The organism is Labrenzia sp. ATLA3, from assembly GCF_057180185.1.
This window is the reverse complement of the sequence record NZ_JBXUKV010000015.1, coordinates 1-25201: the sequence shown is the minus strand read 5'-3', so window position 1 is coordinate 25201 and position 25201 is coordinate 1. Positions and strand designations below refer to the sequence as shown.

The 25201-nt window shown below is 59.5% G+C and carries 23 protein-coding genes and 1 tRNA gene; 10 read left to right on the top strand and 14 right to left on the bottom strand.

Going from position 1 to position 25201, the window contains the following annotated elements:
* Positions 1-115 precede the first annotated feature (115 nt).
* Together AC2A6O_RS28650 and AC2A6O_RS28645 are read right to left on the bottom strand one after the other, a co-directional pair.
* Positions 116-1825 carry a DUF4166 domain-containing protein gene (locus tag AC2A6O_RS28650; RefSeq protein ID WP_498932118.1) on the bottom strand — a complete coding sequence of 570 codons (1710 nt, stop codon included), beginning with the start codon at positions 1823-1825 and terminating at the stop codon, positions 116-118.
* A complete protein-coding gene (locus AC2A6O_RS28645) occupies positions 1818-2309 on the bottom strand; it encodes a thiol-disulfide oxidoreductase DCC family protein (RefSeq protein WP_498932117.1) in 492 nt (163 codons plus the stop codon). Before AC2A6O_RS28645 ends, AC2A6O_RS28650 begins: the two co-directional genes overlap by 8 nt.
* A 208-nt stretch (positions 2310-2517) precedes the next feature.
* On the opposite strand from AC2A6O_RS28645, the gene AC2A6O_RS28640 reads away from it, so the two are divergent.
* Entirely contained in the window at positions 2518-3777 is a 1260-nt protein-coding gene (locus AC2A6O_RS28640; RefSeq protein ID WP_498932116.1) for a GGDEF domain-containing protein, read from the top strand.
* Positions 3778-3892: 115 nt separating this feature from the next.
* On the opposite strand, the gene serA is transcribed toward AC2A6O_RS28640, so the two are convergent.
* Complete coding sequence (gene serA, locus AC2A6O_RS28635; protein ID WP_148586120.1) at positions 3893-5137, bottom strand: phosphoglycerate dehydrogenase; 1245 nt, start codon at positions 5135-5137, stop codon at positions 3893-3895.
* A gap of 276 nt (positions 5138-5413) precedes the next feature.
* Here serA and AC2A6O_RS28630 point away from each other — a divergent pair, with 276 nt between their 5' ends.
* Entirely contained in the window at positions 5414-6157 is a 744-nt protein-coding gene (locus AC2A6O_RS28630; protein ID WP_498932114.1) for a hypothetical protein, read from the top strand.
* A gap of 61 nt (positions 6158-6218) precedes the next feature.
* Here AC2A6O_RS28630 and AC2A6O_RS28625 read toward each other — a convergent pair whose 3' ends face one another.
* The 4 genes from AC2A6O_RS28625 to AC2A6O_RS28610 all read right to left on the bottom strand — a co-directional run bounded on the left by AC2A6O_RS28625 (position 6219) and on the right by AC2A6O_RS28610 (position 10065).
* Entirely contained in the window at positions 6219-7031 is an 813-nt protein-coding gene (locus AC2A6O_RS28625; protein ID WP_498932113.1) for an arylamine N-acetyltransferase family protein, read from the bottom strand.
* A 222-nt stretch (positions 7032-7253) separates the two neighbouring features.
* Positions 7254-7826 carry an acetolactate synthase small subunit gene (gene ilvN, locus AC2A6O_RS28620; protein WP_148586123.1) on the bottom strand — a complete coding sequence of 191 codons (573 nt, stop codon included), beginning with the start codon at positions 7824-7826 and terminating at the stop codon, positions 7254-7256.
* Complete coding sequence (locus AC2A6O_RS28615; RefSeq protein ID WP_498932112.1) at positions 7823-8101, bottom strand: hypothetical protein; 279 nt, start codon at positions 8099-8101, stop codon at positions 7823-7825. The genes ilvN and AC2A6O_RS28615 overlap by 4 nt, the downstream gene beginning before the upstream one ends.
* Positions 8102-8289: 188 nt before the next feature.
* Positions 8290-10065: an acetolactate synthase 3 large subunit gene (locus AC2A6O_RS28610; RefSeq protein WP_498932111.1), complete on the bottom strand. Its 1776-nt coding sequence runs from the start codon at positions 10063-10065 to the stop codon at positions 8290-8292.
* Between the two features lie 706 nt (positions 10066-10771).
* On the opposite strand from AC2A6O_RS28610, the gene AC2A6O_RS28605 reads away from it, so the two are divergent.
* Positions 10772-10847 (top strand) — tRNA-Lys (locus tag AC2A6O_RS28605).
* Positions 10848-10975: 128 nt separating this feature from the next.
* Here the strand turns inward: AC2A6O_RS28605 and AC2A6O_RS28600 are convergent.
* Positions 10976-11395 (bottom strand): toxin-antitoxin system YwqK family antitoxin, encoded by a 420-nt coding sequence (locus AC2A6O_RS28600; RefSeq protein ID WP_498932110.1) that lies wholly within the window; start codon positions 11393-11395, stop codon positions 10976-10978.
* 420 nt (positions 11396-11815) lie between these two features.
* On the opposite strand from AC2A6O_RS28600, the gene AC2A6O_RS28595 reads away from it, so the two are divergent.
* Complete coding sequence (locus tag AC2A6O_RS28595) at positions 11816-12532, top strand: hypothetical protein (protein WP_148586128.1); 717 nt, start codon at positions 11816-11818, stop codon at positions 12530-12532.
* A gap of 437 nt (positions 12533-12969) precedes the next feature.
* On the opposite strand, the gene AC2A6O_RS28590 is transcribed toward AC2A6O_RS28595, so the two are convergent.
* From AC2A6O_RS28590 to AC2A6O_RS28580, 3 genes are all read right to left on the bottom strand, one after another.
* Complete coding sequence (locus AC2A6O_RS28590) at positions 12970-13233, bottom strand: hypothetical protein (RefSeq protein ID WP_498932108.1); 264 nt, start codon at positions 13231-13233, stop codon at positions 12970-12972.
* 277 nt (positions 13234-13510) lie between these two features.
* Positions 13511-14857, bottom strand: coding sequence for a sensor histidine kinase (locus tag AC2A6O_RS28585; RefSeq protein ID WP_498932106.1), 1347 nt, complete (start codon positions 14855-14857; stop codon positions 13511-13513).
* Positions 14854-15510, bottom strand: coding sequence for a response regulator (locus AC2A6O_RS28580; RefSeq protein WP_148586131.1), 657 nt, complete (start codon positions 15508-15510; stop codon positions 14854-14856). The genes AC2A6O_RS28585 and AC2A6O_RS28580 overlap by 4 nt, the downstream gene beginning before the upstream one ends.
* Positions 15511-15656: 146 nt before the next feature.
* Between AC2A6O_RS28580 and AC2A6O_RS28575 the strand changes: the two genes are divergently transcribed.
* Genes AC2A6O_RS28575 through AC2A6O_RS28565 form a run of 3 tightly spaced genes read left to right on the top strand, consistent with a single transcriptional unit; the run spans position 15657 to position 19336 of the window.
* Complete coding sequence (locus tag AC2A6O_RS28575; RefSeq protein ID WP_006932831.1) at positions 15657-16118, top strand: DUF2271 domain-containing protein; 462 nt, start codon at positions 15657-15659, stop codon at positions 16116-16118.
* A 15-nt stretch (positions 16119-16133) separates the two neighbouring features.
* Positions 16134-18353: a PepSY domain-containing protein gene (locus tag AC2A6O_RS28570; protein ID WP_498932104.1), complete on the top strand. Its 2220-nt coding sequence runs from the start codon at positions 16134-16136 to the stop codon at positions 18351-18353.
* The gene (locus tag AC2A6O_RS28565; RefSeq protein WP_498932103.1) at positions 18353-19336 is read left to right on the top strand and encodes an FAD:protein FMN transferase; all 984 of its coding nucleotides are present in this window, start codon (positions 18353-18355) and stop codon (positions 19334-19336) included. Before AC2A6O_RS28570 ends, AC2A6O_RS28565 begins: the two co-directional genes overlap by 1 nt.
* A gap of 22 nt (positions 19337-19358) precedes the next feature.
* Here AC2A6O_RS28565 and AC2A6O_RS28560 read toward each other — a convergent pair whose 3' ends face one another.
* From AC2A6O_RS28560 to AC2A6O_RS28550, 3 genes are all read right to left on the bottom strand, one after another.
* A complete protein-coding gene (locus AC2A6O_RS28560) occupies positions 19359-20633 on the bottom strand; it encodes a malonyl-CoA decarboxylase (RefSeq protein ID WP_498932101.1) in 1275 nt (424 codons plus the stop codon).
* A 132-nt stretch (positions 20634-20765) separates the two neighbouring features.
* Positions 20766-22097, bottom strand: a complete 1332-nt coding sequence (locus tag AC2A6O_RS28555) for a methyl-accepting chemotaxis protein (RefSeq protein ID WP_498932100.1) — start codon at positions 22095-22097, stop codon at positions 20766-20768.
* Positions 22072-22599 (bottom strand): PAS domain-containing protein, encoded by a 528-nt coding sequence (locus AC2A6O_RS28550; RefSeq protein ID WP_148586136.1) that lies wholly within the window; start codon positions 22597-22599, stop codon positions 22072-22074. The genes AC2A6O_RS28555 and AC2A6O_RS28550 overlap by 26 nt, the downstream gene beginning before the upstream one ends.
* Before the next feature lie 463 nt (positions 22600-23062).
* Between AC2A6O_RS28550 and trhO the strand changes: the two genes are divergently transcribed.
* From trhO to AC2A6O_RS28535, 3 genes are all read left to right on the top strand, one after another.
* The gene (gene trhO, locus AC2A6O_RS28545; RefSeq protein WP_148586137.1) at positions 23063-23875 is read left to right on the top strand and encodes an oxygen-dependent tRNA uridine(34) hydroxylase TrhO; all 813 of its coding nucleotides are present in this window, start codon (positions 23063-23065) and stop codon (positions 23873-23875) included.
* 119 nt (positions 23876-23994) lie between these two features.
* Entirely contained in the window at positions 23995-24582 is a 588-nt protein-coding gene (locus AC2A6O_RS28540) for a hypothetical protein (RefSeq protein WP_148586138.1), read from the top strand.
* A gap of 82 nt (positions 24583-24664) precedes the next feature.
* A complete protein-coding gene (locus AC2A6O_RS28535) occupies positions 24665-24895 on the top strand; it encodes a hypothetical protein (RefSeq protein ID WP_148586139.1) in 231 nt (76 codons plus the stop codon).
* The last annotated feature ends 306 nt before the right edge of the window (positions 24896-25201 follow it).

Sequence of the window (25201 nt, the reverse complement as noted above, 5' to 3'; positions counted from 1 at the left end):
TTGATAGTCCGGTGAAAACGGTTCTGATCTGGCTTTAAGAGACTGGGTCAGGGTTGCAAGATTGTGTCAAAAGCCGTTGAAGTCAAACGAGGAATTGTCACTAGAGACAATGTTTTCAGCGTCTGTTCCTCCGGTTTTCCTCGGCAGATTGCCGCGGAGAGGGTTTCAGCCAGCCCTGATATCGCACGAGCCGGCCGAGGCCGGGGAGCGAGATTTCAACGTCGAAGCGGAAGATGCCGTCCGGTGCGATCTCGGTGGTGTTGCTGACGGGCAGCAGCCAGCGCGGCAAGGGCAGACCAAACAGCCTGCCGCTGCGCACGGGATAGGCGAGGGCGCCGTCCTTGAGGTTCAGATGAATATCGAACGTGGTTGGCCCAAACCGTTCCTGAACCACACCGGAGCCGGGCGCTCCGGCAAGACTGAGCACGGACCGGAATGTCTTGCCGCCGAAATTGCGTAACCAGATTTCCTTGTCGCCCTGCCGTTCGATTGTCACCGTCACCGGCGTGGCATCCGCCGCGGGCGGGAAGCCGACGATACGGCAGAGTAACTGGCCAAGCCGCGATGTGCCGCGGGTGACCCTTGCTTCTCCGGACCACTGCCGTCGGTCGAAGACCGTGTGGAGGGACCGGACTGGTTCCGGCAATTCCTTGAAGGTTGCGCCAAGCGCCTGCTGGAACAGGACCGGTGCAGACTGCGTTGCCGTATAGGTGTGGACGTTCAGATGCGCGGTGGCATCCTTGATATCTGACAGGGAAAATTCCCCCAGGCAGGGCCGTGCGCCCGCTGGAACAGCACCTTCACACAAGTGCCTGCACATGATGGCACCCGGAACAGCCGGAATATGCGGGCCGTCGCCAGCTTCTGCGATCAGCGTCCAGCTTGTCGCCAGGGGCATACCGTCCGGACCCAGCCCGGCAAGCCGGACTTCCATGCCGCCGCGGTCGGAGCCGAAGTGTTCAAACCAGCCTGCGACGGTTCGAAGGAGCGGGGCAGCAGCCTGAAGAGATCTCACAAGACGAAGACGAGCCATCCAGGAAAGGGCCCAGAGGCCCAGATGCAGGAGAGGCAGTTCCAGACCCGCCCGGAAAAGCACCGTTCGGGCCTTATAGGCTTCAGGAAAGAGCGCCAGATCAGGCGCGCCGATGAAGCTTGACCAACGCCGGGTAAGGCCGTTGCCGCCGTCTGGTCCGATCCGGCGTCGGGAAAGACCGGACCAGCCGATGACTTGCGTCCACCTGCCGTAACGATAGACGTCAACGGGCTTTCCGGACTGGGCCAGGATCGCCTCGATCACCGACAGGCCGCGCGGAGCCCGGTTGCCGGGCAGGATGGCGCTTTCGATCAGGTCGAGTTGCGAGAAATTATCCTGAAGAGCCTCAACCGCAACGGACGAAAGGGCCGGGACGCTGGAGACACCTGACAGCACGGTCAGTCCAGCTGCGCGTGCCTGCTCATCCAGAGCGGCAATGCCGCTGGTGAAGCCGGCGTCGTCCGACAGGTCCAGATAATGGCTTCCGGCCGCCAGCGCGGCTTCAGCAACGGCATAGGGGGCTTGATGGTAAGCTTGAAAGGGTCCGACCGCGTCGACGGTTACGAAGGGGCGAAGGGCCTGAAGGGCTGCTGCGAAATCCGGCGCGGTTCGATCCAGAACGGCGGCCGTGCCGCCATGTTGACGACAGAAGGCTTCGGCCTTTTGCAGGCTGCGGCCGGCGATAATTACCTCCAGAGGCTGTTGCCTCAGCAGAGCTTCGGCCAGCTTGCCGCCGAAAACGCCATAGCCGCCCAGAACGACGATCCGCCTCCTAGACGAGGGCTCAGTCAAGGAGCCGCTCCTTCAGGGCCGACGAAGGCAGAGGGCAGGTGCGCCTGCCGATCCGATAGCGGTTTCCGGCAATCCTGTCGTAAGTCCAGTCCGCGAAGCTGCGCGGCAGAAGCTCCAGGATCGCAAGTCCTTTCCAGGGCCAGCCAAGGCTTCTCATTGTTGTGGTGAAGGACGCCATTTTGGTGTAGGCCCTGCCATGACGGATGACGATGTTGGTTTCCATCTTCTGCGGGTCGAGCCCGTGTCGGCGATAAAGTGCCTGTCCGGTTTGCGAATGGGCATCGACAAAGCGAAAGCCAACTGTCCGGTCATGCCGGGCGACGAACCGGGCAAAGCCTGAACACAGAACGCAGATGCCATCGAAGACAATCAGGTTATCGGGCAGGTCCGTCATAACGGGAGGGGGCTGCCTGTGGCTTGATCTGGTTTCCATTGTCTTGGTGCTTTCGCAGGCAATGACGTATTTCGCTTGAGACTTAGGCATGGAATGCACACCTTGGCGAACCCGCACAAGGTCGCAGGAGAGTATTACGACGAGGTTTTCAGGTCCTGCCGATTCCTCTAAGAAAAAGCGCAAGGGACTGGCGAATCTGATGTTTCAGGTTCAAGGTCGAAACCAATTTCGATCTCGAACTGGACGAGAATCAATGCTTACATCGAGATTTCTGAACGAGAAAAGTACCGGATAATTCATGGCCATCACCAACGCGCTCCTCCTCTTGGCCCAGGCAGCCGTTTATTTTGTCGTCATGATGAGCCTGCTCAGGGCGCGTCAGGTGATCGGGATTGGCGTGTTCATGTGCGCTCTCGGCGTGATGCACTTCCTGGAAACCTATCTCGCCAGTGTGTTCTACATCGAATTGCCGTTCGGCATTGTCTCGCCAGGATCGACGGTGCTTTTTTCCGGCAAGCTTCTGATGATCCTTCTGCTGTACATCCGGGAAGATGCACTGGTTGCGCGTCAGCCCATCTATGGCCTGTTGATCGGTAATTTTCTGATTGTCGCTCTGGTGATGATCCTGCGGAACCACGAGACGATCTCCGTTGCCGATGGCCGTAGTCCGGATATCGCGTTTATCGATGAAATGGGAATGCTGATGGTCTGGGGCACCATCTTGCTGTTCATCGATGCCATCGCGATCATCGTGCTTTATGAACGGATCGGCAATTGGGGCGGACGTCATCTTGGCCTGCGCTTTCTGATCTGCGGGGCGGTGGTGCTGACCTTTGATCAGGCCGGGTTTTTCCTGGCGCTGCACTATGTCTCCGGCGCGCCCTGGCATGTGTTCGTCGGTGGCTGGGTGGCGAAGCTGGTGGCGGCGCTGGTCTATTCGGGGCTGTTCATCCTCTACCTGAAATATTTCGATGATGAGAGCAGCTGGCTCACCAACCGGTCCTTCAAGGACGTGTTTCAGGTGCTGACCTACCGGGAGCGCTATCACAAGCTCCTGGAATCTTCCATTCGCGACCACCTGACCGGTGCTCTGCACCGCAGCCAGTACGACGAGAATGCGCCCAAGATCCTCGCGAAGAACATGCAGGAAAAGCGGGCCCTGTCGCTGCTCGTGATCGACATCGACCATTTCAAGCAGGTGAACGACCGGCACGGGCACCAGGCTGGTGACGAGATCCTGAAGACAGTCGCCCGGCTTCTGGCCGACAATTTGCGCACGGACGACCATCTCTACAGGGTCGGCGGTGAGGAATTCGTGCTGTTGTGCGAGAAACTGCCGATTGAGGGCGCGACAACCCTGGCCGAGCGTCTGCGCAAGACAATCGAGAGTTTCAGCAAGATCTATCTACCGGAAAAGGTGACGGTCAGCATCGGTCTGGCCAGCGCGCCGCAAGACGGTGTCACCATGGAAGCCTTGTTCCGGCAGGCAGACCTGAGGCTCTATGAGGCCAAGAAACAGGGCCGCAACCAGGTCTTTAGTCCGGTCTTGACGGACTAGGTGTGGAATCTGGCTAGGGCTTGGTGGCGGTGAGCGTCAGGTAGACCCGTGCCTTTGACAAAGAAAAAGCCCTGGAAACGCTCCAGGGCTGTTGTGTTTCTGGTGGTTGGGGCGATCACACCCGGTTGAGCAGTCTTGCCCGGATGGTGTTGGGCAGGCTGCGGATCTCTTCCAGAATGCTGACAGGATCTTCCACCGGGCTGTCGACATCCACCACCACGTAACCAATGTCCAGATGGGACTGCAGGTACTGGGCACAGATGTTGAGGTTGTGCCGGGTGAAGAGGTCGTTCAGCGTGCGCATGGCGCCGGGGGCGTTGTGATGCACCTGGATGAAGCGCGTTGCTTCCGTGCCCTTGGGCAACTGAACCTGGGGGAAGGAGACCGAGCCGATGGTGGAGCCGACGTCGGAATATTCCACCAACCGTTTGGAGACTTCTTCGCCAATCCGGTCTTGTGCCTCTTCCGTCGAGCCGCCCACATGCGGCGTCAGGATCACATTGTCGAGACCGCGCAGCGGTGAGATGAACTCGTCCTTGTTGGATTTCGGCTCAACCGGGAACACGTCGATAGCCGCGCCTGCCAGATGGCCCGATTTCAACGCAGCGGCCAGAGCGTCGATATCGACGACCTTGCCGCGGGCGTTGTTGATCAGGAACGAGCCCTTTTTCATCTTGGAAATCTGGTCCGCGCCGAACATGTTGCGCGTTTCCGCCGTGTCGGGAACATGCAGGGACACAACGTCGGATTCTGCCAGCAGCCCGTCGAGGCTGTCCGCAGGGATCACATTGCCGTGCTGCAGCTTGTCGACCAGATCGAAATAGATCACCCGAAGGCCCATGGCCTCGGCCAGGTTCGACAACTGCGTGCCGATGTTGCCGTAGCCGACGATGCCGAGCGTCTTGCCGCGGACTTCGTGAGAGCCGACAGCGCTTTTCATCCAGCGGCCCTCATGGGCGGCGGTGGATTTGGGGAAGACACCGCGCATCAGCATGACGATTTCGGCGACGGTCAGTTCGGCCACGGATCTCGTGTTCGAGAAGGGAGCGTTGAAGACCGGGATGCCGCGCGTCAATGCGCCTTTGAGGTCGACCTGGTTGGTGCCGACGGAGAAACAGCCGACGGCCACAAGGCTCTTGGCGGCTTCCAGAACCTCATCCGTCACCTGGGTGCGAGAGCGAATGCCGAGTATCTGCACGCCCTGCAGCTTTTCGATCAACGCGTCCTTTTCCAGGGCTCCGGACAGGACTTCCACATTTGTGTAACCGTGTTTTTCAAGAACCGCGCGCGCGGTCGGCGAAATGCCTTCCAGCAGCAGCCATCGGATCTGGTTTTTCGGCCGGGAGAGACCGTGAATCATGGCGAAATGCCTTTTGGTCTGATTGGTTTTTGAATCGCGCCGGGTGGGCGCTAACAGCGCGGGTGTCGTATACGCGCTCGTTCACGTCGCGTCTAGGGTGCCGTTCCGTCGAAACGTATGGCGTCCCCGCGCGTTTTGTTCCCCGGTGCCAAGGAAACTGGTTGCTGACCGGAGGCAGCCTGTGCCACATAGCGAGGAGGGGCGCGTTTTGGCCGGATCTCCAACCGGCTACCTGATTGTAATCCAGTACCAAGCGAGAGCAGGGACCCCAAATCCATGTTGAAATTGAACGGGCCTCATTTTGATTATGAGCCGTATCCCGTCTGCTATGTAAAAGACGTTCTACCATCCGATACCTATCGAGAACTCGTCGAGAGCTATCCGGACAAGGCGCTCTTCAAGTACATGCCGAACCTTGGGCACAAGTATTCCTTGTCCGATATCAACAATCCGGACAACTACTACGCATTCCTGTCGAAAACGCCGGGTTGGAAGGCTTTCTACGATCATGTGAAGTCTGAAGACTTCATACAAAATGTTCTGGACATGCTGTCTGCCAACAACGTCGATCTCGGTCTTCGGCGGTTGAAAGTGATTTCCAAGGACGGCCAGCGGAAGGCCAGCTTGCTGAGCCGCATCCGGCGAAAAACCGAAGTCAGCGCGCGGTTCGAGTTTTCCATGATGCCCGCCAATGGCGGGCAGATCCTTCCGCACACCGATGCTCCGCATAAATTGATCACGCTGGTTCTGTCGATGATGGAGCCGGGCGCCTGGGATCATTCATGGGGCGGCGGCACAGCGGTTTGTCTGCCCAAAGACCGGTCCAGGATCTTCAACCACATCAACAAGGCCATGCCGCTCGATCAGGTCGAGACACTGAAGACCTTCCCCTTCGAGGAAAACCAGTGTGTCCTGTTCGTGAAGACCTACAATTCCTGGCACCATGTTGCGCCGATGACAGGGCCGGACGATGCGCCGCTGCGCAAGACGCTGACCATCAACATCGAAAGCAAGCTTTAAGACAGGAGAGGCCTGCGGATATCCGGCAGGCCTCCTGACAAAGCGTTTTGCCGCGCCGACCTCAGTCGAGGAGGTGCAGATCCTTCAAACGCTGGGCGATGGCGCGAACCGTGTCGTCGTCATACCCGAGCCCCAGGTCGTTGCGCATGAAACGGCCAAGGTCTTCGGCTTCTTCAATCAGCCACTCCCGCTTGCTTCCTCCGCCGACAAAGCGGGCCCGACCGTCCAGGAAGCTGATGGAAGCGCGATCTGTCAGCCGGTAGAATTTCATGCTGCCCGCAAAGGATTGCCTGGGTGAGGCGGCGCACAGGAAATTGGAAGCTTCGATATCGGCAGGGCGGACGTCGACCCGGTCAAAGCCGTAAAGCGCAAACCAGCCCTCGTCGGTCTGCCGCTCCAGCACATGCTCTCCTGATTCTGCTTCGAAGCGGATCCGGTAGATCCGGTCGCGGATCTGCTGGTCCTCCGCCGAAATGCACACCGGTTCGGCAGGAGCCTGGCCGCCGAAGCCGGCATCAACCAGCCATTCGGCGCCATTCAAGGTCACCACATGGGCAAGGTGCGTGCGTGCTCCGCCTTCGGGCGCTCCCATGCGCACCCGGGCGAGCACCTGCCGGGCGGAAAATCCGATGGCTGCCAATGCGTCGCCAAGCAGTAGGTTGAGCTCGAAGCAGTATCCGCCGCAGCGGTTTTGCACGAGCTTTTGCCAGAGACTGTCACGGTCAAGATCCGGGACCTTGCCCAGAAAAGGCAGGACATTTTCGAACGGGATAGCGCCAATCTGGGCTGTCTGAAGGGCCCGCAAACCGTCGAGTGTCGCCGGGCACGTCTCCAGACCAATACGGTCAAGATAGGTGGGGAGGTCGAAGGGCAAGGGCAGGCTCTCTTTGGGTTTCGGGGGCTGGTTGCATGTAGGCAAAGCCTTGGCCGTTGCCAAGGGACAGGGGGGCGGAGCAGGGCAGTTTATCGCCGTGAAGGAAGACTGCTGCGTGTCAGGAACGGTCCGCACCTAAGGGCGCTGTTCTGCAACAGGAAAAAGAACAAAAAAAGGCCCGCCGCAAAGGGTGCGACGGGCTTCCGATCAGATGTCGATCTCTTAAAGGCCTTCCGGGCCGCGCTGAACGGCGGCGACGCCGGTGCGGGACACTTCGACCAGACCGAGCGGTTTCATGATGGAGATGAACTGCTCGATCTTGGAAGTCCGGCCGGTGATCTCGAAGACGAAATGTTCCGTCGTCGCGTCGATCACGGTGGTGCGGAAAGCATCGCCAAGGCGCAAGGCTTCCAGGCGTTTTTCACCCATTCCTGCCACCTTCACCAGGGCGAGTTCGCGCTCCAGCGGCTTGTCCTGGTTGGCCCGCTTGGCACGAACGGTCAGGTCCGTCACGCGGTGCACCGGCACCAGCCGGTCAAGCTGGTGGCGGATCTGCTCGATGATCATCGGCGTGCCGGTGGTCACGATGGTGATGCGGGACAGGTGCTTCTCGTGTTCGGTTTCCGACACGGTCAGGCTATCGATGTTGTAGCCACGGCCGGAGAACAGGCCGATCACGCGGGCAAGAACACCCGGCTCGTTGTCGACGAGGAGCGATAGGGTGTGGGTTTCGATTTCATTGCTGACTTCGGCCAGGAAGTAGGCGGAAGGCGCATCAACATTCTGTGCGTTCATTGTTTTGTTTCTCCGAAGGTATTTCGGCTTGTCCTTGAGATTGTAACGGCTGTTACCAAAATCGCTCCGACGACGGTTGGTGCGACAAGGTACGAAAACAGGATGAGCAAATTTGCTGGGTTAGAGAGCGGGGCACCGTAGAACGCATAGTCTTCTCCGCAAGGTGTTCCGAACTGCAGAACAAACCACCAAGTCTGGATGCCGGTCGAGATTATGCCCACCGATAGCAAAATCGGAAAAAGCAAGAGGGAAGTTCCAGTTGCTTGGAGCGCCATCCGGCTTCTCCGCGCAACTGCATAGCTTCCACCGACCGCAATCGTGAGCGGGACTATGCTTAAAAGCGCCCCTGTCGTCGCTGGACCATTGGCGCCCATTGTACAGGTACCCGTGTGGCTCCCCAGAAGCAGCAGGGGCCATGCGAGTATCAAGGCGCAAATGACTAGGGCTAGCGACATCTGTTTACTCAAACCAGCGACTTGCCTTCAGCGCTGATCGCGTTGGCAACAGCTTCGTCATTGGCTTCGTCCGGCAGCAGCATTTCGTTGTGAGCCTTGCCCGAGGGGATCATCGGGAAACAGTTGGTCAGATTGGCGACGCGGCAGTCGAACAGTACCGGCTTGTCGACGGCGATCATCTCCTCGATGGCCCCGTCCAGATCACCCGGCTTTTCGACCCGGAACCCAACCCCGCCATAGGCATCGGCCAGCTTGACGAAGTCCGGCAGGCTGTCGGTGTAGGAATGGGACAGGCGGTTGCCGTGCAGCAGCTGCTGCCACTGGCGCACCATGCCCATGTACTGGTTGTTCAGGATGAACACCTTGACCGGCAGGCCGAACTGAACGGCGGTCGACATTTCCTGGATGTTCATCAGGATCGAGGCATCGCCTGCAATGTCCACGCACAGCGCGTCGCGATGGGCGGTCTGGGCGCCGATGGCGGCCGGCAGGCCATAGCCCATGGTGCCGAGGCCACCGGAGGTGAGCCAGTGGTTCGGCTCCTCGAAGCCATAGAACTGGGCCGCCCACATCTGATGCTGACCGACTTCCGTGGAAATGAAGGTCTTGCGGTGCTTGGTCAGTTCATAGAGCCGCTGGATCGCATACTGCGGCATGATGACGTCGCCGTTCGGCTTGTAGGCGAGCGAGTTGCGGGCCCGCCACTGATCGATCTGCGTCCACCAGTCTTTCATCGCCTTGGCGTCGGACTTCAGCGATGAAGACCGCCAGATCCGCACCAGGTCTTCCAGCACATGGGCGACATCGCCGATGATCGGCAGGTCGACATTGATCGTCTTGTTGATGGAGGACGGATCGATGTCGATGTGGACCTTCCTGGAATTCGGCGAGAAGGCGTCGGTCCGACCGGTGATGCGGTCGTCGAAACGGGCGCCGATGCAGATCATCAGATCGCAGTCGTGCATGGTCATGTTGGCTTCGTAAGTGCCATGCATGCCCAGCATGCCGAGCCAGTTGTCACCGGAGGCCGGATAAGCGCCGAGGCCCATCAGGGTCGAGGTGATCGGGAACCCGGTCAGCGATACCAGTTCACGCAGCAACTGGCAGGCCTGTGGGCCGGAGTTGATCACGCCACCACCGGTATAGAGAACCGGTTTCTTGGCGGCTGCCATCATTTCGGCGGCCATGCGGACGCTGGCGGCATCGCCCTTCATCTGCGGACGGTAGCTCTTGTGCGCGGCGGCCGGGTTCGGCGTCGGGCCCTGATAGGTGCCGGTCGCGAACTGAACGTCCTTCGGAATGTCGACAACAACCGGGCCCGGACGGCCAGAGGTTGCGACATAGAAGGCTTCGTGCAGGATGCGCGGCAGGTCGTCGACGTCGCGCACCAGCCAGTTGTGCTTGGTGCAGGGGCGGGTGATGCCGACCGTGTCGCATTCCTGAAACGCATCGTTGCCGATCAGATGCGTCGGCACCTGACCGGAAATGCAAACCAGCGGAATGGAATCCAGCATGGCGTCGGTCAGGGCGGTCACCATATTGGTGGCGCCGGGGCCGGAGGTGACCAGGGCAACACCGGGCTTGCCGGTGGAGCGGGCATAGCCTTCCGCGGCATGACCTGCGCCTTGTTCGTGCCGTACGAGAATATGCTCCAGACCTTCCTGCTGAATGATCTCGTCGTAAATGGGAAGCACAGCACCGCCCGGGTAGCCGAAGATTGTGTCAACTCCCTGGTCTTTCAGCGCCTGGATGACCATTTCGGCGCCGGTCATTTCCCGTGTCATTCGTTTCGTCCTTGCATTCTCGCCTGTTCGTCAGGCTTTGGCTCAACTTACTGTCTGTTCTTCTTTCAGCCGTGCCCAAATGGGCCAACTGAATCAAAACTGTCTGTCTGGCCCGACGCATGCGGCGTCAAAGATCCGGGCAGTGGTGGAAGAGGCAACGTCAGGAGGCGGGTACAAAAAAAGGCCCCTTTGGGAGCCTTGGTCGCGCGCCATCCTGTCCGTACGGGGTTATCCCGCCGCGGAGGCGCGCTTTCCTACTACTACTAGAATGAGCGACATAGCCATGTCGTCCCGGTCCTTTGATGCTGCAGGCCGTCTGGCCTGGTTCGACGTCGTTCAGAAACTCCCCGGAACCGGGAATGTCCCGCCAGTCTGAGGCAAGCCGCTAAGAAAGCGGCGTCAACGAACTGGCTCAAGCCCGTGACGTCTGCCCCGGTCTTGATGCGCCGCACCCTAGTAAGGCGGATATGACCGGTCAAGCCTTAATTTCGAAAATTGCGCAAAAGAACATAGATGTTTCTGAAAGTTGCCTTTTGGGCGGCTTTCGCGAGCTTTCCTTCCGGCTACGCCCGTTTTTCAAAAGCCTGCATTTGCTGCACGGCTGCCGTGATAAAAAATTGTCATAAAAACCGTTGCGCGAAAGGACATCGCACTATATACACCCGCCATCCGACGTGCCGTGCGGTTCTCGCGGTCCTGTCGCTTTGGGTGTGTAGCTCAGTTGGTAGAGCAGCTGACTCTTAATCAGCGGGTCTGGGGTTCGAGCCCCCACTCACCCACCATTTTCTTCTCCTTGAAATCTGAAACTGCTGGTGCGTTGCGATTGCGCGCCATTCGGCTTGTTGCGCATTTTGCGGAAACTTGCGGCCGCCGGTCGACGGCCACGACATTTGTTGCGGTGCCGCTACGATCAGCAGGGAAACTCGTTTGTGATGAATTTCGAATCTTTCAAGGTGGTGAAACAGGTGTTGCCGTCCTTGAAGTAGGTGTTTTCATGGCCGCAGACCATTGTCTCGTCCCGGAAGCCCTGTTCACAGAGCTGGCCGTCTTTCACTTCCCATTTCAGTGTCTTCTTTGCAGGCTTTTTACCGTTCACGATGACGACCGCAATCTTGTTGCCGTTGTCGTTCCACTCAACGACCCATTCTCCGGCTTTTTTGCCGTTTTTGCCGTAAAAAATTCCTTCGATCTTTTTGCCGCTCAAGACGTCAATCCGTTCCGCCTCCGTCATCGGTTTGGCTGACGCAGGAAGATCTTTGGCAATTGCGGTAGTTGAAATTGCGCACACGGTAGCAAGCAGGAAGATTTGCTTTATCATCGCACTCTCCAATCAAGATCAATGTCGATCAACAAGTCATTTCGCAGTAACTCGGGCATTATATTTGCGTCTGGTGAGGCGTACAACTTGATCAAAGGATGTGTATTGAAACGCGGCTCCGATGCCTTTGAGATCGGTTTCCGCGCTGCTGACGCAAGACAGCCGGAGCGGAAGTTGCAGTGCACTGGATAATCAGGCCTTTGCCAAGGTTGTGAATCTCCGGTTGAAAACCCTCATTCTTTCAGTCCCGTACCCGCAAGTTTTAACCTTGATATTTTTTCTTGTTTGACCGCCTTGGCAGACAACTTAACGTGCAGCCAAGCAGGGAAAATCGGTGCCTATCTAATCTAGTAGCAAACAAGGCGATTGCCGCGTTTGGCGCGGCGGCTGTTTGCGGGATGCGGATGAAGGGCGACATCAGACAGGACATCCATGCATAAACTGGATTTCGAGTTGGATAAGGCGCAGCTCAAACGTGCCTGGGGCGTTATAGACAGGGAGTTTCAACGCCTGGGGCTGACGCTGCGCCGCGGGTCGGATTTCGACGTGGTCGAAGCGATGGCGGCTGCGAGTGGTTTGAAGCGCCTGGAGGGGCATTTCACCCCCAGTCTCAACACCTACACGCCGTCTCAGGCTTTCTGGCTGGTGCTGGTGGATGAGGAGGACCGGATGGTGGGGCGCGTGTGTGCGCGCTTCGACAGGATGGCCTATCCGATGACCCTGACGGACTTCTGGCGCAAGTATTTTCACCGCTGCTATCCGAACGCGGAAGGCGGCAAGGTTGTCTTGAGCGACAAGCAGCCGCGCGTCGGCCGGCGGATTACCGGAGATGTGGTCTATCTCGGAGGGACGGAAGTCGCCAAGGAGTGGCGGGGGTCAAAGCTTGGCGGTCTGCTGAACCAGATGGCGCAGATCGAGGCTCTGGACGAGTGGGGCGCGGGTTTTTACTACGGCTGGGTGCAGGGCTTCAATTTCATGGATGGCTTCTGGCGCGACTGCGGCTTCACCCGGGCACATTTCCATGCATTGAACTGGGTTGAACCCTTGCCTGGTACGCTGGATGCCAATCTGATTTTTGTTGCGAATTCAGCTGACGATGTGTGCGATCTGATTGATAGGATCGCGAATGGACTTCAAGCAAAGTCATAAGGCAGAAGATCCGCGTAAAGCCTGCACTGGTGCGGAATTTCACTAAAAGCCGCTGCAGGGTCATGTCCGGAACACCGTCTCCCAGCCTGTTGCCGGTGCGCTGCATGTCGAACCACGGGTCGCCATCCATCACGACCTGATAGGCATCCGCGACGCCCTTGCGGTAGACGGAGGGAAGGAAGCTGGTTGGCGGGCGTGGGGTCTCAGGTTCCAGCGCATGCGGAAAGAACCGGCGGAAAGTGCTGTTTTTGCCCGCAAAGGTCAGCGGTGGCACGTCGCCTGGTTCCGCGCTTGGCAGGGTCATGAGCAGGTATTGGCTCAGCTGCGTCATCCCGCTGTCTTGCGCGATGATGCCTTCGTTGTCGCGCCAGACCCGAAACAGAAACTGCGTTTTTTCTCCCGCCAATCCGTTTTCGATCAGCGAGAAGGGGAGCGGCTCAACAAAAGCGTTGTTGCTCATGGACGCCTCCGAAGGGACTGGATTTCGGGAGAAATCCTTTTTGAATGGCTTCGGCATAAATGTCATATCTTGCCGCCGCCGCCAACTGGGCACGTTCGCCGTCACTCAGCCGACTGGTCTGGTCGTGATCGAAGAGATCGAAGCAATGGAAGTCCAGCAGGAACAGACAGTCATATCTTGCTGCAAGTTCAAATATTTCCAGGAATTCGAGCTGCTCTTTTGTATATTGGTCTTCGCTCATCCCAGTCGCCTTGTCATAACATGTCATTTTTGTTTTGCCTTTCGGACAATTTCCGGCGTGACGAGGTCCCATAAGCGGTCTGCGCGCCTGGAGGTTGCTGGCTTTTTCACCGGCAATGGTCTCCGGGCGTCCCCAAATGTGCAGAGGCCGCTTCAATCCGGGATAGCAAGGATCTCCTCTCGCCAATCTCAGATTATCAAACAAATTCGCGGCAGGCGAGTATTCTTCTTCAACTTCCCTTAGTAGTGAACCGGGAAGCCTATGGTCTGGCCCCATATCACTTGTGGATTGACCCTACGGAAGGTCCCGGCCAGGACAAGATCACCTCGAAACCGTCTGTGTGGCCTTGCCGCGGGGAGGCCAGCGCCAATGTGCCGCCGGTCTGGTCGGCAATTGTCTTTACCAGCGCAAGTCCGAGGCCGGTTCCACGCGCCTGTGTTTCGCCGCGGACGAATTTCTCGCCAAGCTTTCGAAGGGTTTCAGCGGCAACTACCGTGCCTGTATTGGCAACGGCGAGCTTCTTGCCTGGCCCCGCAATCACGGTGATGAGGGCCTTATCGCCGCCGTGCCGGCGAGCATTCTCAACGAGGTTCGAGATCACGATGCTGAAAGCATCCGGATTGATTGCGATGGTGAGATCGGCGTTCGGATGGATCGAAAGGCTCACATCTTGCGCATCGCGCAGAAGGAACTTCAGGATCGGCATGAGGTCTGTTTCCCGGTCGGCCCGAGCAAAGCCCGCTTCCAGACGGGCGAGACGGAGGAGGTTCTCCGAAAGCGCCGACAGATTCTTCAGCGCAGCTTCTACCGATTGTGCCCTGGCGCGTTGCGGCAGGTTCGCAAGTTCTTCGGAAAGCTGTTGCACCTGGGCAAGAGCACCGGCGATCGGGGTTCGCAATTCATGGGCGCTCATGGCGGAAAATGCCCGTTCCGCGTCGAGAGCAGACCGCAACCGATCGAGCAGGCTGGCAACCTCGTTGGCAATCGGGGCCAGTTCCTTAGGATGCCCTTCGATGTCGATCCCATCGAGATTGGTGTGACCGCGCTCGGCGATTTCGCGGCGCAGGCGTTCAACCGGCCGCATGGCGATCCGAACGGTCAGCCAGATGCCGAGGCCAATCAACGGCAGCAGGGCTGCAAGCGGCAGGAGCAGGGCCCCCGCTGCGTCCATCAGGACTGTCTTTCGGTGATCACCGGTTTCTACCAGCACGATGCTGTAGCCCCGCTTGCGTTCGCGCAACGACAGGGCGCGTCTGCCGTCCACTTCGAAGAACCCGCTGGGGATCGGGTCGGGAAAGGCGCTTTCAGGCGGCATGTTGCCGGAGACCAGCCGGGTCCGGCCTCGCCTGTCGCGAATGAGGTAGCCGAATTTTTCGGTTTCGAACCCGTCAAAGCCCGGCACGCGAAATTCTTCGCGCTCCTCGTGGTCTTCCTTTTCGCGCAGGTCATGGACGGCAAGGGGCAGAAGGCGCAGCGCACTCTGACGCAGGGTGTCATCGAAGGTTTCCGTCAACTCGTGCTTCAGCACGAGCGCGGCAATGGCGGCGGCGCCCAGCCAGAGCAGCAGTGTCGACAGGCCAAGCAGCAGCGCCAGCCGGAAGGTTATCGAAGGCGGCCGTCTCATGCGCCGGCCTTGTAGCCGAGCCCGCGCACGGTGGTGATGGCATCGGCACCGATCTTCTTGCGCAGGCGGCTGACGTAAACTTCCACAGTGTTGCTTTCGACTTCCGCGCCGAACGCGTAGAGGCTTTCCTCGATATCGGATTTCGAGACGATGCCGCCGCGGTGACGCAGCAAGCGTTCCAGAACAGCCCATTCACGAGCGGTCAGGTCCACCGGCTTGCCGGCCCGTTCAGCGCTCTTGCGCGTCAGATCCAGGGTGATGTCGCCGAGTGTCGTTTCGGGATTGGGGGCGCCGGCATAGCGGCGGGCGACGGCGGAAAGCCGGGCCCGCAGTTCGGCAAGATCAAACGGCTTGACCAGATAATCGTCCGCACCGCTGTCGAGGCCTTCGATGCGCATGGCCACCTGGTCCTGAGCCGTCACGATGATGACCGGCACCTGGTTGCCGCCGCGGCGCAACGTCTTCAGGAAATTCAAGCCGAGCCCGTCCGGCAGGTTCAGGTCGAGCAGGATCAGTTCATAGGGCACGGCGTCGAGGGCAAGCGCGGCTTCGTCAAGGCGTTTGACCCAGTCCACACCGTGGCCCTGCATGACCACATGGTCGTGGATCGCTTCGCCCAGAATGGCATCGTCCTCGATCAGCAATACGCGCAAGGCGCTCTCCCGTTTTAGGCATCCGACAGGCGCACCTGACATGGAAACCTGACACCAGCCTGAACGGATTTCCGGGTTGGCTTCAGGTGCCTGTCAGTTTGATCCCGTCTTCTTGTGGCGTCTAACGCAACGAGGATCAACTCGCCATGAAGAATATCGCCTGCGCTCTCCTGCTTTCAACGGCCCTGGTGATGCCCGCCACCGCGATGGCCAAGGACGTCAATGTGACCGTCGACATGAAGTCCTATGGCGGTCCGGGTGCCTATCTGGCCGTCTATCTGGTCGACGGAGCGGGCCAGTTCCAGCAGACCCTCTGGGTCGCCGGAAGGAAGTCGAAATACTACCGCCACCTGAAAGGCTGGGCGCGCGGCGTTTCCAGCACAGGCGGATCGATTGACGGCCTGACCGGACCCAGCGTCGGCAGCGGACGTTCGCTGACGGTCCGGGCCAATATCGCCGATGCGCTCATCAATGCCGGTTATCAGGTTGTCGTCGATTCCGCGGTCGAAGACTGGGGCGACCGGCCACACGATGCCGCCGTGCCGCTGGTCAATGGTGCCAGTGCTGGCGGATCCGGCTTCGTTGGCAAGCTGTCGGTCAAGATGTAACGGAGGCTACCGCCCATGCTCAGGATCCTTCACACTTGGCCGACGCTGCTTGCGGGCGTTCTCGTGACAGTCATGGCCATTTCTGGCGCTGTTCTGTCTCTGGAACCCGCCGTGGCACGCTTTTCCCAGCCAGCTGGCCAGACCGTCGCCGAGGACACGACGGTCGCGTCGCTTGCAAGCGGGGTGGTTTCGCATTTCAGCGATCCGCAGAAGATCGTGCGCAGGGCAAGTGGGCAGGTTGTTGTCTATCACGAAAACGCCGATGGCTTTGCGGCAGATCTGGTCGATCCGGCGACGGGGGTGAGCCTTGGGGCCTATCAGCCTTCAGCGTTTTTCCAGACGGTTACCGAACTGCACCGCTCGCTGTTTGCTGGTGAAACCGGGCGGATTGCGACTGGTATCGGCGCGGCTGTCATGATCCTGCTGTCTGTCGGCGGTGTCCTGCTTCTGGTGACGCGCAACGGCGGCTGGCGCAAACTCCTGAAACCGTCGAGCGGCACATTTGCTCAGCGTCTTCATGTTGAAGCCGGCCGTATTGCCGTTGCCGGGCTGGGCATTCTTGCTGTTACGGGTCTGTTCATGTCCCTGACGTCTTTCGGGCTGATCGGTGCACCGGCTGAGGACAGCTTCCTGTCATTTGCCGAATCCTCCGGTGGGCCGGCCCTTGCCGTTGCCGACATGCCGGCGCTGCAAAACGTGGACATTGCGGATCTTCGCGAACTGGTCTTTCCGGCAAAGGGCGATGCCCTGGATGTCTTTGGCCTGACGGTCGCTCAAGGGTCGGGCTTTATCGACCAGGCAACTGGTGACTTTCTGAGCTTCAGTGCCAATACGCCTGCGGAAAGCCTTTATCAGCTCGCCTACACGCTTCACACGGGGCAGGGGGCCTGGGGCTATGCGCTTGTGCTGGGAATTGCCGGGCTCAGTGTGCCGGTGCTTTTCGTCTCGGGCATGGCGACGTGGGTTCGCCGCGTGCGGCGCAGTGTTCGCATTGCCGGTAATGTACCTGCCGGACGGGCGGACACGGTCATCCTGGTTGGCAGCGAAGGCAATTCCACCTGGGGCTTCGCCCGCAGCCTTCATGCGGCGTTAAAGGCGCAGGGGCTGGTGGTCCATACCGCGTCAATGAACGATCTTGCCGGTTCCTATCCCTCCGCAAGGCGGTTGATCGTCCTTGCTGCGACTTACGGAGACGGTGATGCACCTGCGTCTGCTTCCCGCTTTCTGTCGCGTCTGACCGGGTTCAGCAGCCAGACGGATCTGGCCGTCAGTGTCGTCGGCTTCGGCGATCGAAGCTTCCCGGCGTTTTGCGCCTATGCCAGACAGGTCGAGGGAGCTCTGAAGGATATGGGTGTCGCAGAACTGCTGCCGATGGCCACGGTCGACCGGCAGTCAACGCAGCAATTTGCCGCCTGGAGCCACGATCTGGGCAAGGCGATCGGCATCGACCTTCATGTGGAGCACACGGCAGATCTGCCGGATCTGAAGGAATGGGAATGTGTTGCCCGCAAGGACTTCGGCCAAGCCTATCAGACGCCGAAATCCATCCTGAGATTTCGCGCGGTGCAGACGAAGCCCGGCAAGTTCGGTCTTTCCCGCGCAGCAGGGCCGTCCTTCAAGGCTGGCGACCTGATCGGCATCCTGCCGAAGGGATCCGACGTGCCGCGCTTTTATTCGCTCGCCTCCAGCGCCAGCGACGGTTTCCTTGAAATCGCCGTCAGCAAGCACCCGGGCGGATTGTGCTCCGGGCAATTGTGCGATCTTGGTCCCGGCGACCGGATAGCGGGCTTCATCCAGCCGAATGCACGCTTCAACATGCCCAGGGGCAAAGCTCCGGTCATCCTCATCGGAGCAGGCACGGGTGTTGCGCCACTGGTCGGCATGGTGCGGGCAAATGACGCTCTCAAACCTGCCTATCTGTTCGCCGGAAGCCGGGATCCGCAGTCCGATCAGCTTTACCGGGAAGAGATCGACACTTTCAGAAAATCCGGCCGGGTCCGGAACGTCAGCTACAGCTTTTCCCGTGTTCCGGGCGGCGCCTATGTGCAGGACGCTTTGCGCGCCAATGCGGAGGAGCTGCGCCGGATGGTCCGGCAAGGAGCGGACATCATGATTTGTGGTGGCACCAGCATGGCCGAGGGCGTGGGCAAGGCGCTTGACGATGTGTTGGGTCCGCTCGGCCTGACCGTTCAGAAACTGCGGGCCGACGGTCGTTATCAGGAGGATGTCTATTGATGTTTCAGATGCTTGGCACTCCGGCAATCCCGTCCAATTCAGTTCCCGGACGGCATGTCATCAGCGGAGAAACCATGGGAACCCGCTATTCGGTGGTCTTTTATTCCGAGTTCGACTTTGACGCCGAAGCCCTTCAGCGCGAGCTTCAAGAAGCGGTCGACCGGGTGGATGGGCAGATGTCGCCCTGGAAAGCGGATTCGATCCTGTGTGAAATCAATCGCATGGAGCCGGCAAGCTGGATCGATCTGCCGGACGAAACTTTCGAGGTCTGTGAGTCTGCGCTTCTGACATGCGTGGAGTCCGAGGGGGCATTCGATCCGTTTGTCGGCGACCTCGTGTCCGCCTGGGGATTCGGACCGGAAACGGACGCCCCGGACCTGAGCAAGGCCAAGCAGTTGCAAGGCGACTGGAATAGCCGCAAGCGAGAGGTGGAATTCGACCGGAAAAACCGACGTTTGCGCCGTCCGGCGACCTGTCGGCTGGACCTTTGCGGTATCGCCAAGGGCTACGGGGTCGATCGCCTCAGCCAGGTGATGCATCGCTGGGGCTTTCCGGACCATCTGGTCAGCATCGATGGCGAGATACGGGCCAGCGGGCGCAAGGCCGGTGGCGTTGGCTGGCAGGTGGCCTTGGAGGCGCCGGAAGCGAATGTTCGCCGCGAGGCGCTGAGGCTTGAAGTTTCCGATGTCGCCATCGCGACGTCCGGCACCTATCGCAAGAGCCGGAACGCCGGTGGGCGCACGGTCTCACACACGATGAACCCGCGATCGGGAGCGCCGGTCAACAATGAACTTCTATCCGTCTCGGTGATTGCCGAGAGCTGCATGACGGCCGACGCATGGGCAACGGCCTATATGGTCATGGGCTGTGAAAAAGCGCTGGCGCACGCACAGCACGCCGGTCTCGACGCCATTTTCGTGGTGCGCACGCCCGTTGGAGCGGTGGACGTCCTGGCAACGGATCCGGAGCTGCTGGCTGCCTGATGCGAAGGGAGGCTGGACCGGATCAGGCCTGCTGTTCGGTTTGCTTGGGGCGCAGATCCAGTTTCTTTGCGCCTGCGTCCAGGGCCTTGATGTCCGAAGACGCGGCAATCTCCCGGTCGGCGGCGTAGCGATCATGGTTCTGGGCAACCTTGCCGAGATCGTAGAGGTAATTCACCATCACACCGGCAGATTGGGCCCGGCCCTTTGCCGATGTATCGGCATCCGCATGGACCGCATGCACCTGGGCACCGTTTCCAAGATGAAAACGGGCGACCGGATCAGCCGGCTGCCCATCCTGGCGGCGGGCCGACAGAAGATAATGCGCGGCAAGGGTGCGCAGCTGCTTCGGGTCCGCGTCTTCATAGGCAATGCCTTCGGCCGAAAGCCACTTCGTTAGACCCGGTATCGGTGACAGGGTGACAAAGGTCTTCAGGTTCGGCAGTTCAGCGGCAAGATCAGCGGCCACCTGTTTGATCAGCGAGTTGCCGAAGGAAATGCGGGCCAGCCCTTCCTGGCAGTTGGAAATCGAATAGAAGACGGCAGTGCGCGCCGTGGCGGCCGTGATCGGTTCCCGTTCGCCTGCCAGGAGATCCTGGATTGAGCCGGGAATGCCGTCCGTCAGCGCGACTTCCACGAAAATCAGCGGTTCGTCGGGCATGGACGGGTGGAAGAAGGCGAAACACCTCCGGTCCCCCGGAGCAAGCCGGCTGCGCAGATCTTCCCAGCTCGTGATTTCGTGCACGGCCTCATAGGCGATGATCTTCTCCAGGATGTGCGCCGGGCTTTCCCAACTGATCGGCCGCAGCACCAGAAACCCCCTGTTGAACCAGGAGATGAACAGGTGGCGAAAGTCCTGGTCGAGTGCCTGCAGTTCCGGATCGGAGCCGCCAAGGCGCAAGAGGTTGGCGCGCATACGCACGAGTTGCTCGGTGGCGCCGGGGATCTGGTTCAGCCGCCGGATCAGTTCCTGACGCTTGGGCTCAACCGCTGCCATGAAGGCTGTGTAGGTTTTCCGGTTCGGCGTTGCCTCGTAAGCATCCAGCGCGGTGCGCACGGCAACGGAATCGATATTCATGTCGTGGGCAAGGTGATGGAAGAGCTGCAGCTTCTCGCCGTCTTCCATATCCTGAAACCGTTGCAGGAGCGTGCTGGCAGCCGCGGCGACCGTGCTTTCGCCGGCCGTGCCGGCAAGTGCGTCTACGAGTTCTTCCGTCGGCCGGTTGTCGCGACGGGCGGGCGTAGCCGTGCGATATCGGCGCTCGAAGATGGTCGACAGCAGATCGCCGAGAATGGTCATAGGGGCCTCCAGAACAACTGGTGAGAGGTGGGCTCTGTCCTGAAGATAGGTTGGACGAGGCGTCGACCCAACTCCCCAAAAGAGGCAATCCGGGCGGCACCGCCCGGACTGTTGGCCTGCAAGAGGTCGCCGTCAGGCGGCTTCGCTGTCCTGCTGGTCGAGGGGGCCTTTTTTCAACGACTTGAAAAAGGCTGTCACCGCTTCGGTAAGCTGTCCGGCGTTTGAAGACATGCTTTCGGCCGAGCTGAGAACCGTCTTGGAGGCCGCGTGGGTGGTTGCCGCGTTCTGGGCGACACCGTCGACAATGCCGGTGACCCTGTTAGTACAGGCTACGGTGTTGGTGACGTTTTCCTGAATGGCTTGCGTCGCCTCGGCCTGCTTCACAGATGCGGTGGAAATCGTCGTGGTGATCGACTCGATCTCGGTGATGGTTTTGGAAATCGTATCGAAGGACTGTGCCGTATCGCGGCTTGCAGCGTCGACTTCTTCCAGAGACTGGGTGATTTCCTGTGTCGCCTTGGCTGTCTGCGTGGCCAGTTCCTTCACTTCGGCGGCAACCACGGCGAAGCCCTTGCCCATCTCGCCTGCGCGCGCAGCTTCAATGGTCGCGTTCAGGGCCAGCAGGTTGGTCTGATCGGCAATGGAAGAAATCAGGCTGATGATCTCGCCGATGGCTTCAGCCGAGGTGCGCAGGCTGTTTGCCTTGTCCTGGCCTTGCGCGACCTGGGCGACGGCAGCGCGTGCGATCTCGATGGAGCGCTGGATCTGACCGCTGATCTCGCTGGCGGTTGACGACAGGTGATCTGCAGCCGAGGCTGCAGCGTTCACGTTTTCCGCCGTCAGGTCGGCCGCGTCGGCGATGGCGGTCACCACTTCGGAGTTGGAAACGGCAGAGGTTTCCATTTCTTCCGCCGTTCCGGTCATCTGGTCAGCGGACGTCATCAGGCTTTGGGCAATCGCGCTGATCTGGCTCTCGAAGGAATCGGTCGACTGGCGGAAGGCGCCGACACGGCCCTTGATCGTCTCGATGGCCGTATTCATGATCTCCGCATTCTGCAGATAGCTGCCATTGAGGCCACCGGGCTGGATGCGGCGGTAATAGCGGTTGTTCTCGATCGCGGTCATTGAGGCGGCGGCTTCGCGCAGGAAGGCGTCCGTCCGGTCGATCATGTGGTTCATGGCGGTCATCAGGTCGCGAACTTCGCCAACTTCGGTGTAGTCCCTGGCACGCGCCTCGAAGTTGCCCCAGCCGACCTGGCTGCAGACTTCCGTCGCAGCTTTGAGACCCCGCCGGGCCCGGTGCAAAGCGGTGAGCGCAAACATCGTGGTGAGGATCACGAGGCAACCGCACACCACGGTTGCCGCCGTCTGCTCAAGCAAGGCACTGACCATGGCCGCCGAACCGGCAGCCATCGCGGCACCAGAGGCGAGCGTGGCGTTAAAGAGTGTGAATGAGCTCGTCATAGCTCACGCCTTTCGATTGAAGGATCGATACAAGCTGTTCGTGACCGGCCTGCATGCCGGTCTTTCGATTGTCTGCCTGCTGTTCTGTCTGCCTTAGCTGGGCATAAAGCGGGGTGATGACATCGTCGACAATGCGCCGGTTGGGCACGCGGCGATTGGAGTGATAGCCGATAATATTGCCAGTCTCGTCGTAGGACGGTGTGATGTGAGCAAGCACCCAGTAGTGATCGCCGTTGGCGGACATGTTGACCACATAGGCGAAGATCTCTCCACCGGCCTCGATGGTGTCCCAAAGCAGCTTGAAGACACACCGGGGCATGTCCGGGTGGCGAATGAGGCTGTGTGGCGCATTCTCGAGGGCCTTACCGTCAAACCCGGCAATATCCCGGAAGATGTCGTTGGCATAGGTGATACGTCCGCGCGTATCTGTTTTCGAGACGATCAGGTCCCGTTCGGAAAAGAACCGTTCCACCCCTGTCGGGGTGACCTTGTACTGGGTCATTATTGGTGCGCCTGCTCCACTTGGCAATTCCAGGTTAAGGGTACGGTTGTGTGCTTAATGATCCTTAAATAAATGCGGATGGGGATCGTTTTTTGACCTTGTGCATTCAGACGTATATCTCACGATCTCGTCTTTCTTTGAGACCTGATTGCCGGTGGTGATTTTTGCCTCTGTCATAAAGTTTCAGAGCTGACTTTGCGTTCGCTTGAAGACTTGAGCGCCTCAGTTTTTTGGTTCTTCCTTTCGCCGGTTCACGAATGTCCGGTTCGCGAAGCGTTTTTCCTTTCCGGCGAGTGCCCGGAGGGGTGTCTTCTGGTTGAACGCGTGCCGGGTCCGAGAAACTGCGGACTTTCCATCAAGGCCCCTTAGGCTGTATAGAGGGCGCAATCAGCCGGGTGATGGCCTTTGCCTCCAGGGGACGCACCTTGGGATCCGGCGTCCTTCAAGAAACAGAACAAGCTCCATGAACGAATTTCTCGTTGCCGCCCTTTATATGTTCACACCGCTCGATGACTTCGAAGCGATGCGCAGCCCGCTCAAGGCCTATTGTGAGGAACGAGATGTGCGCGGCAGTTTGCTGCTGGCAGCCGAAGGCATCAACGGCACCATTTGCGGGCCGGAAGCCGGTGTACGCGAGGTGCTGGCGCATCTGCGGTCCGACCCGCGGCTGGCTGGTCTGCAGCACAAGGAGGCCTGGACCCACCGGCATGTGTTCAAGCGCATGAAGGTGAGGCTGAAGCAGGAGATTGTGCGGCTTGCCGTCGACGGGATCGATCCGAACGAAATCGTTGGCGAATACGTCAAGCCGGAGGATTGGAACGCACTGATTTCCGATCCGGACGTCGTCGTTATCGACACGCGCAACGACTACGAATTTGCCTTTGGCACTTTCGAGCGGGCACTCAATCCGAAAACCCAGTCGTTCCGCGAGTTTCCCGACTGGGTGGAAGGCGAAGACGAGCTTCAGAAAAAGCCGAAGGTGGCCATGTTCTGCACCGGCGGCATTCGTTGCGAAAAGGCAACGGCCTGGATGCTGAAGAATGGCTTTGAGGAAGTCTACCACCTGGAAGGCGGCATTCTGAACTATCTGGAAAAGGTGCCCGAGGCTGACAGCCTCTGGAAAGGCGAATGTTTCGTATTCGACGACAGGGTGTCCGTCGACCACCAGCTTCAGCCGCGTTGGGGAGAGTGGGTGCCGGAAGAAGCACGCCACATCATCAACGAGGACACTGACTACGAAACGACTGCCCGTTCCGAGACGGAGAACAAGGTCTGAGGCTCATCTGAGGCTCGGGTGTTTCTTAACGTTTATTAACTTTTTGGCTTTAACCCCTTTTGGAACTTCCCTAAAGTCATGGTTGCAGGATCTTCCTGCGCCAGACTGGGGGAAAGTACATGCGTCACAGCTTCTGGAGCGCGCTTGCCGCGCTGATCGTCGCCCCGTTGGTCAGCACGTCCGTGCTCGCGGGGGGACATGCCTTATCCTGCTATGAACAGGCGACAGTGCCGGCCGTTTACAAGACGGTCAACGAACGGGTCCTCGTGCAGCCGGCGTCGAGCTACACGGTGCAGAAACCGGCTGTCTACAGCTATCAGACACGGCGTGTTCTGGTGCAGCCCGAACGGGTCAGCTATCGCACATCGCCAGCCGTCTACCAGACTCGGCAGAGCCGGGTTCTGGTGCAGCCTGCCAGCATCGGATGGGAATACCGGGTTCTCAACGGTCGCAAGATCCTGTGCAAGGTGCAAAATCCTGCCGTTTATCGCACCGTCAGCCAGAAGGTGCTCGTGCAGTCGGCCTCCCGCGTCGCCGTGCGGCAACCGGCCCTCTACAGCTCCGTGAAGGAAAAGGTTCTGGTGCAACCGGCAAGAAGTTACCGGGTGCAGAAACCTGCGGTCTACCGAACAGTCAGCCGCCGGGTTCTTGTTCAGCCGGCGCAGACTGTCTGGAAGCCCGTCAAGGTTCGGGGTTGCCGCTACTAGGTGGCTGGGTCAAGATCAGGCGCTGGCCCGTTTTTCGAAACGGGTTGAAAGCCGGTTACCTGACCAGTTGTGGGGCTTAAACATGATCTGCACGTTGATTGCGTCTTCCATCCTTCTCAGCATGGAGGACGGTTCCATGGCTGTGCTCATTCCCGAGAACCAGTCGGTGCGTATCTTTAACGAGCAATCGGCAAAGGGCGAGGGGGCCGTCGTTCACCTCTACGGGGAAACGAAGATCCCGGTGCCGGGCGTGAAGGCCGAGCAGATCATCGAAGCTCTGAGGTCTTGCAAGCCAGAGACGGACGTTGAATAGCGGGGACGGAAGATACGATTCATCCCCCAAGTCCCACCCGAGCCGATCCCTCCGCCTCGATGGATATGCCGAATCCGCCGGAGTTTGCCGCCCATCCTTCGAGACAGCGCTGAAGCGCTTCCTCAGGATGAGGGAGGGTGGTTGCTGAGGGGAGAGACTTGGTGAGGGAAGCTGGTCTTGCGATAGGAAGGCGGTGCACCGAAGCAAGTCGGTTGTACCCCGGCATTCCTTCCCTGCAGTTCAAACCGGGCCACTCCCTCGACCTCATCCTGAGGAGGGCCGATCAGGCCCGTCTCGAAGGATGGG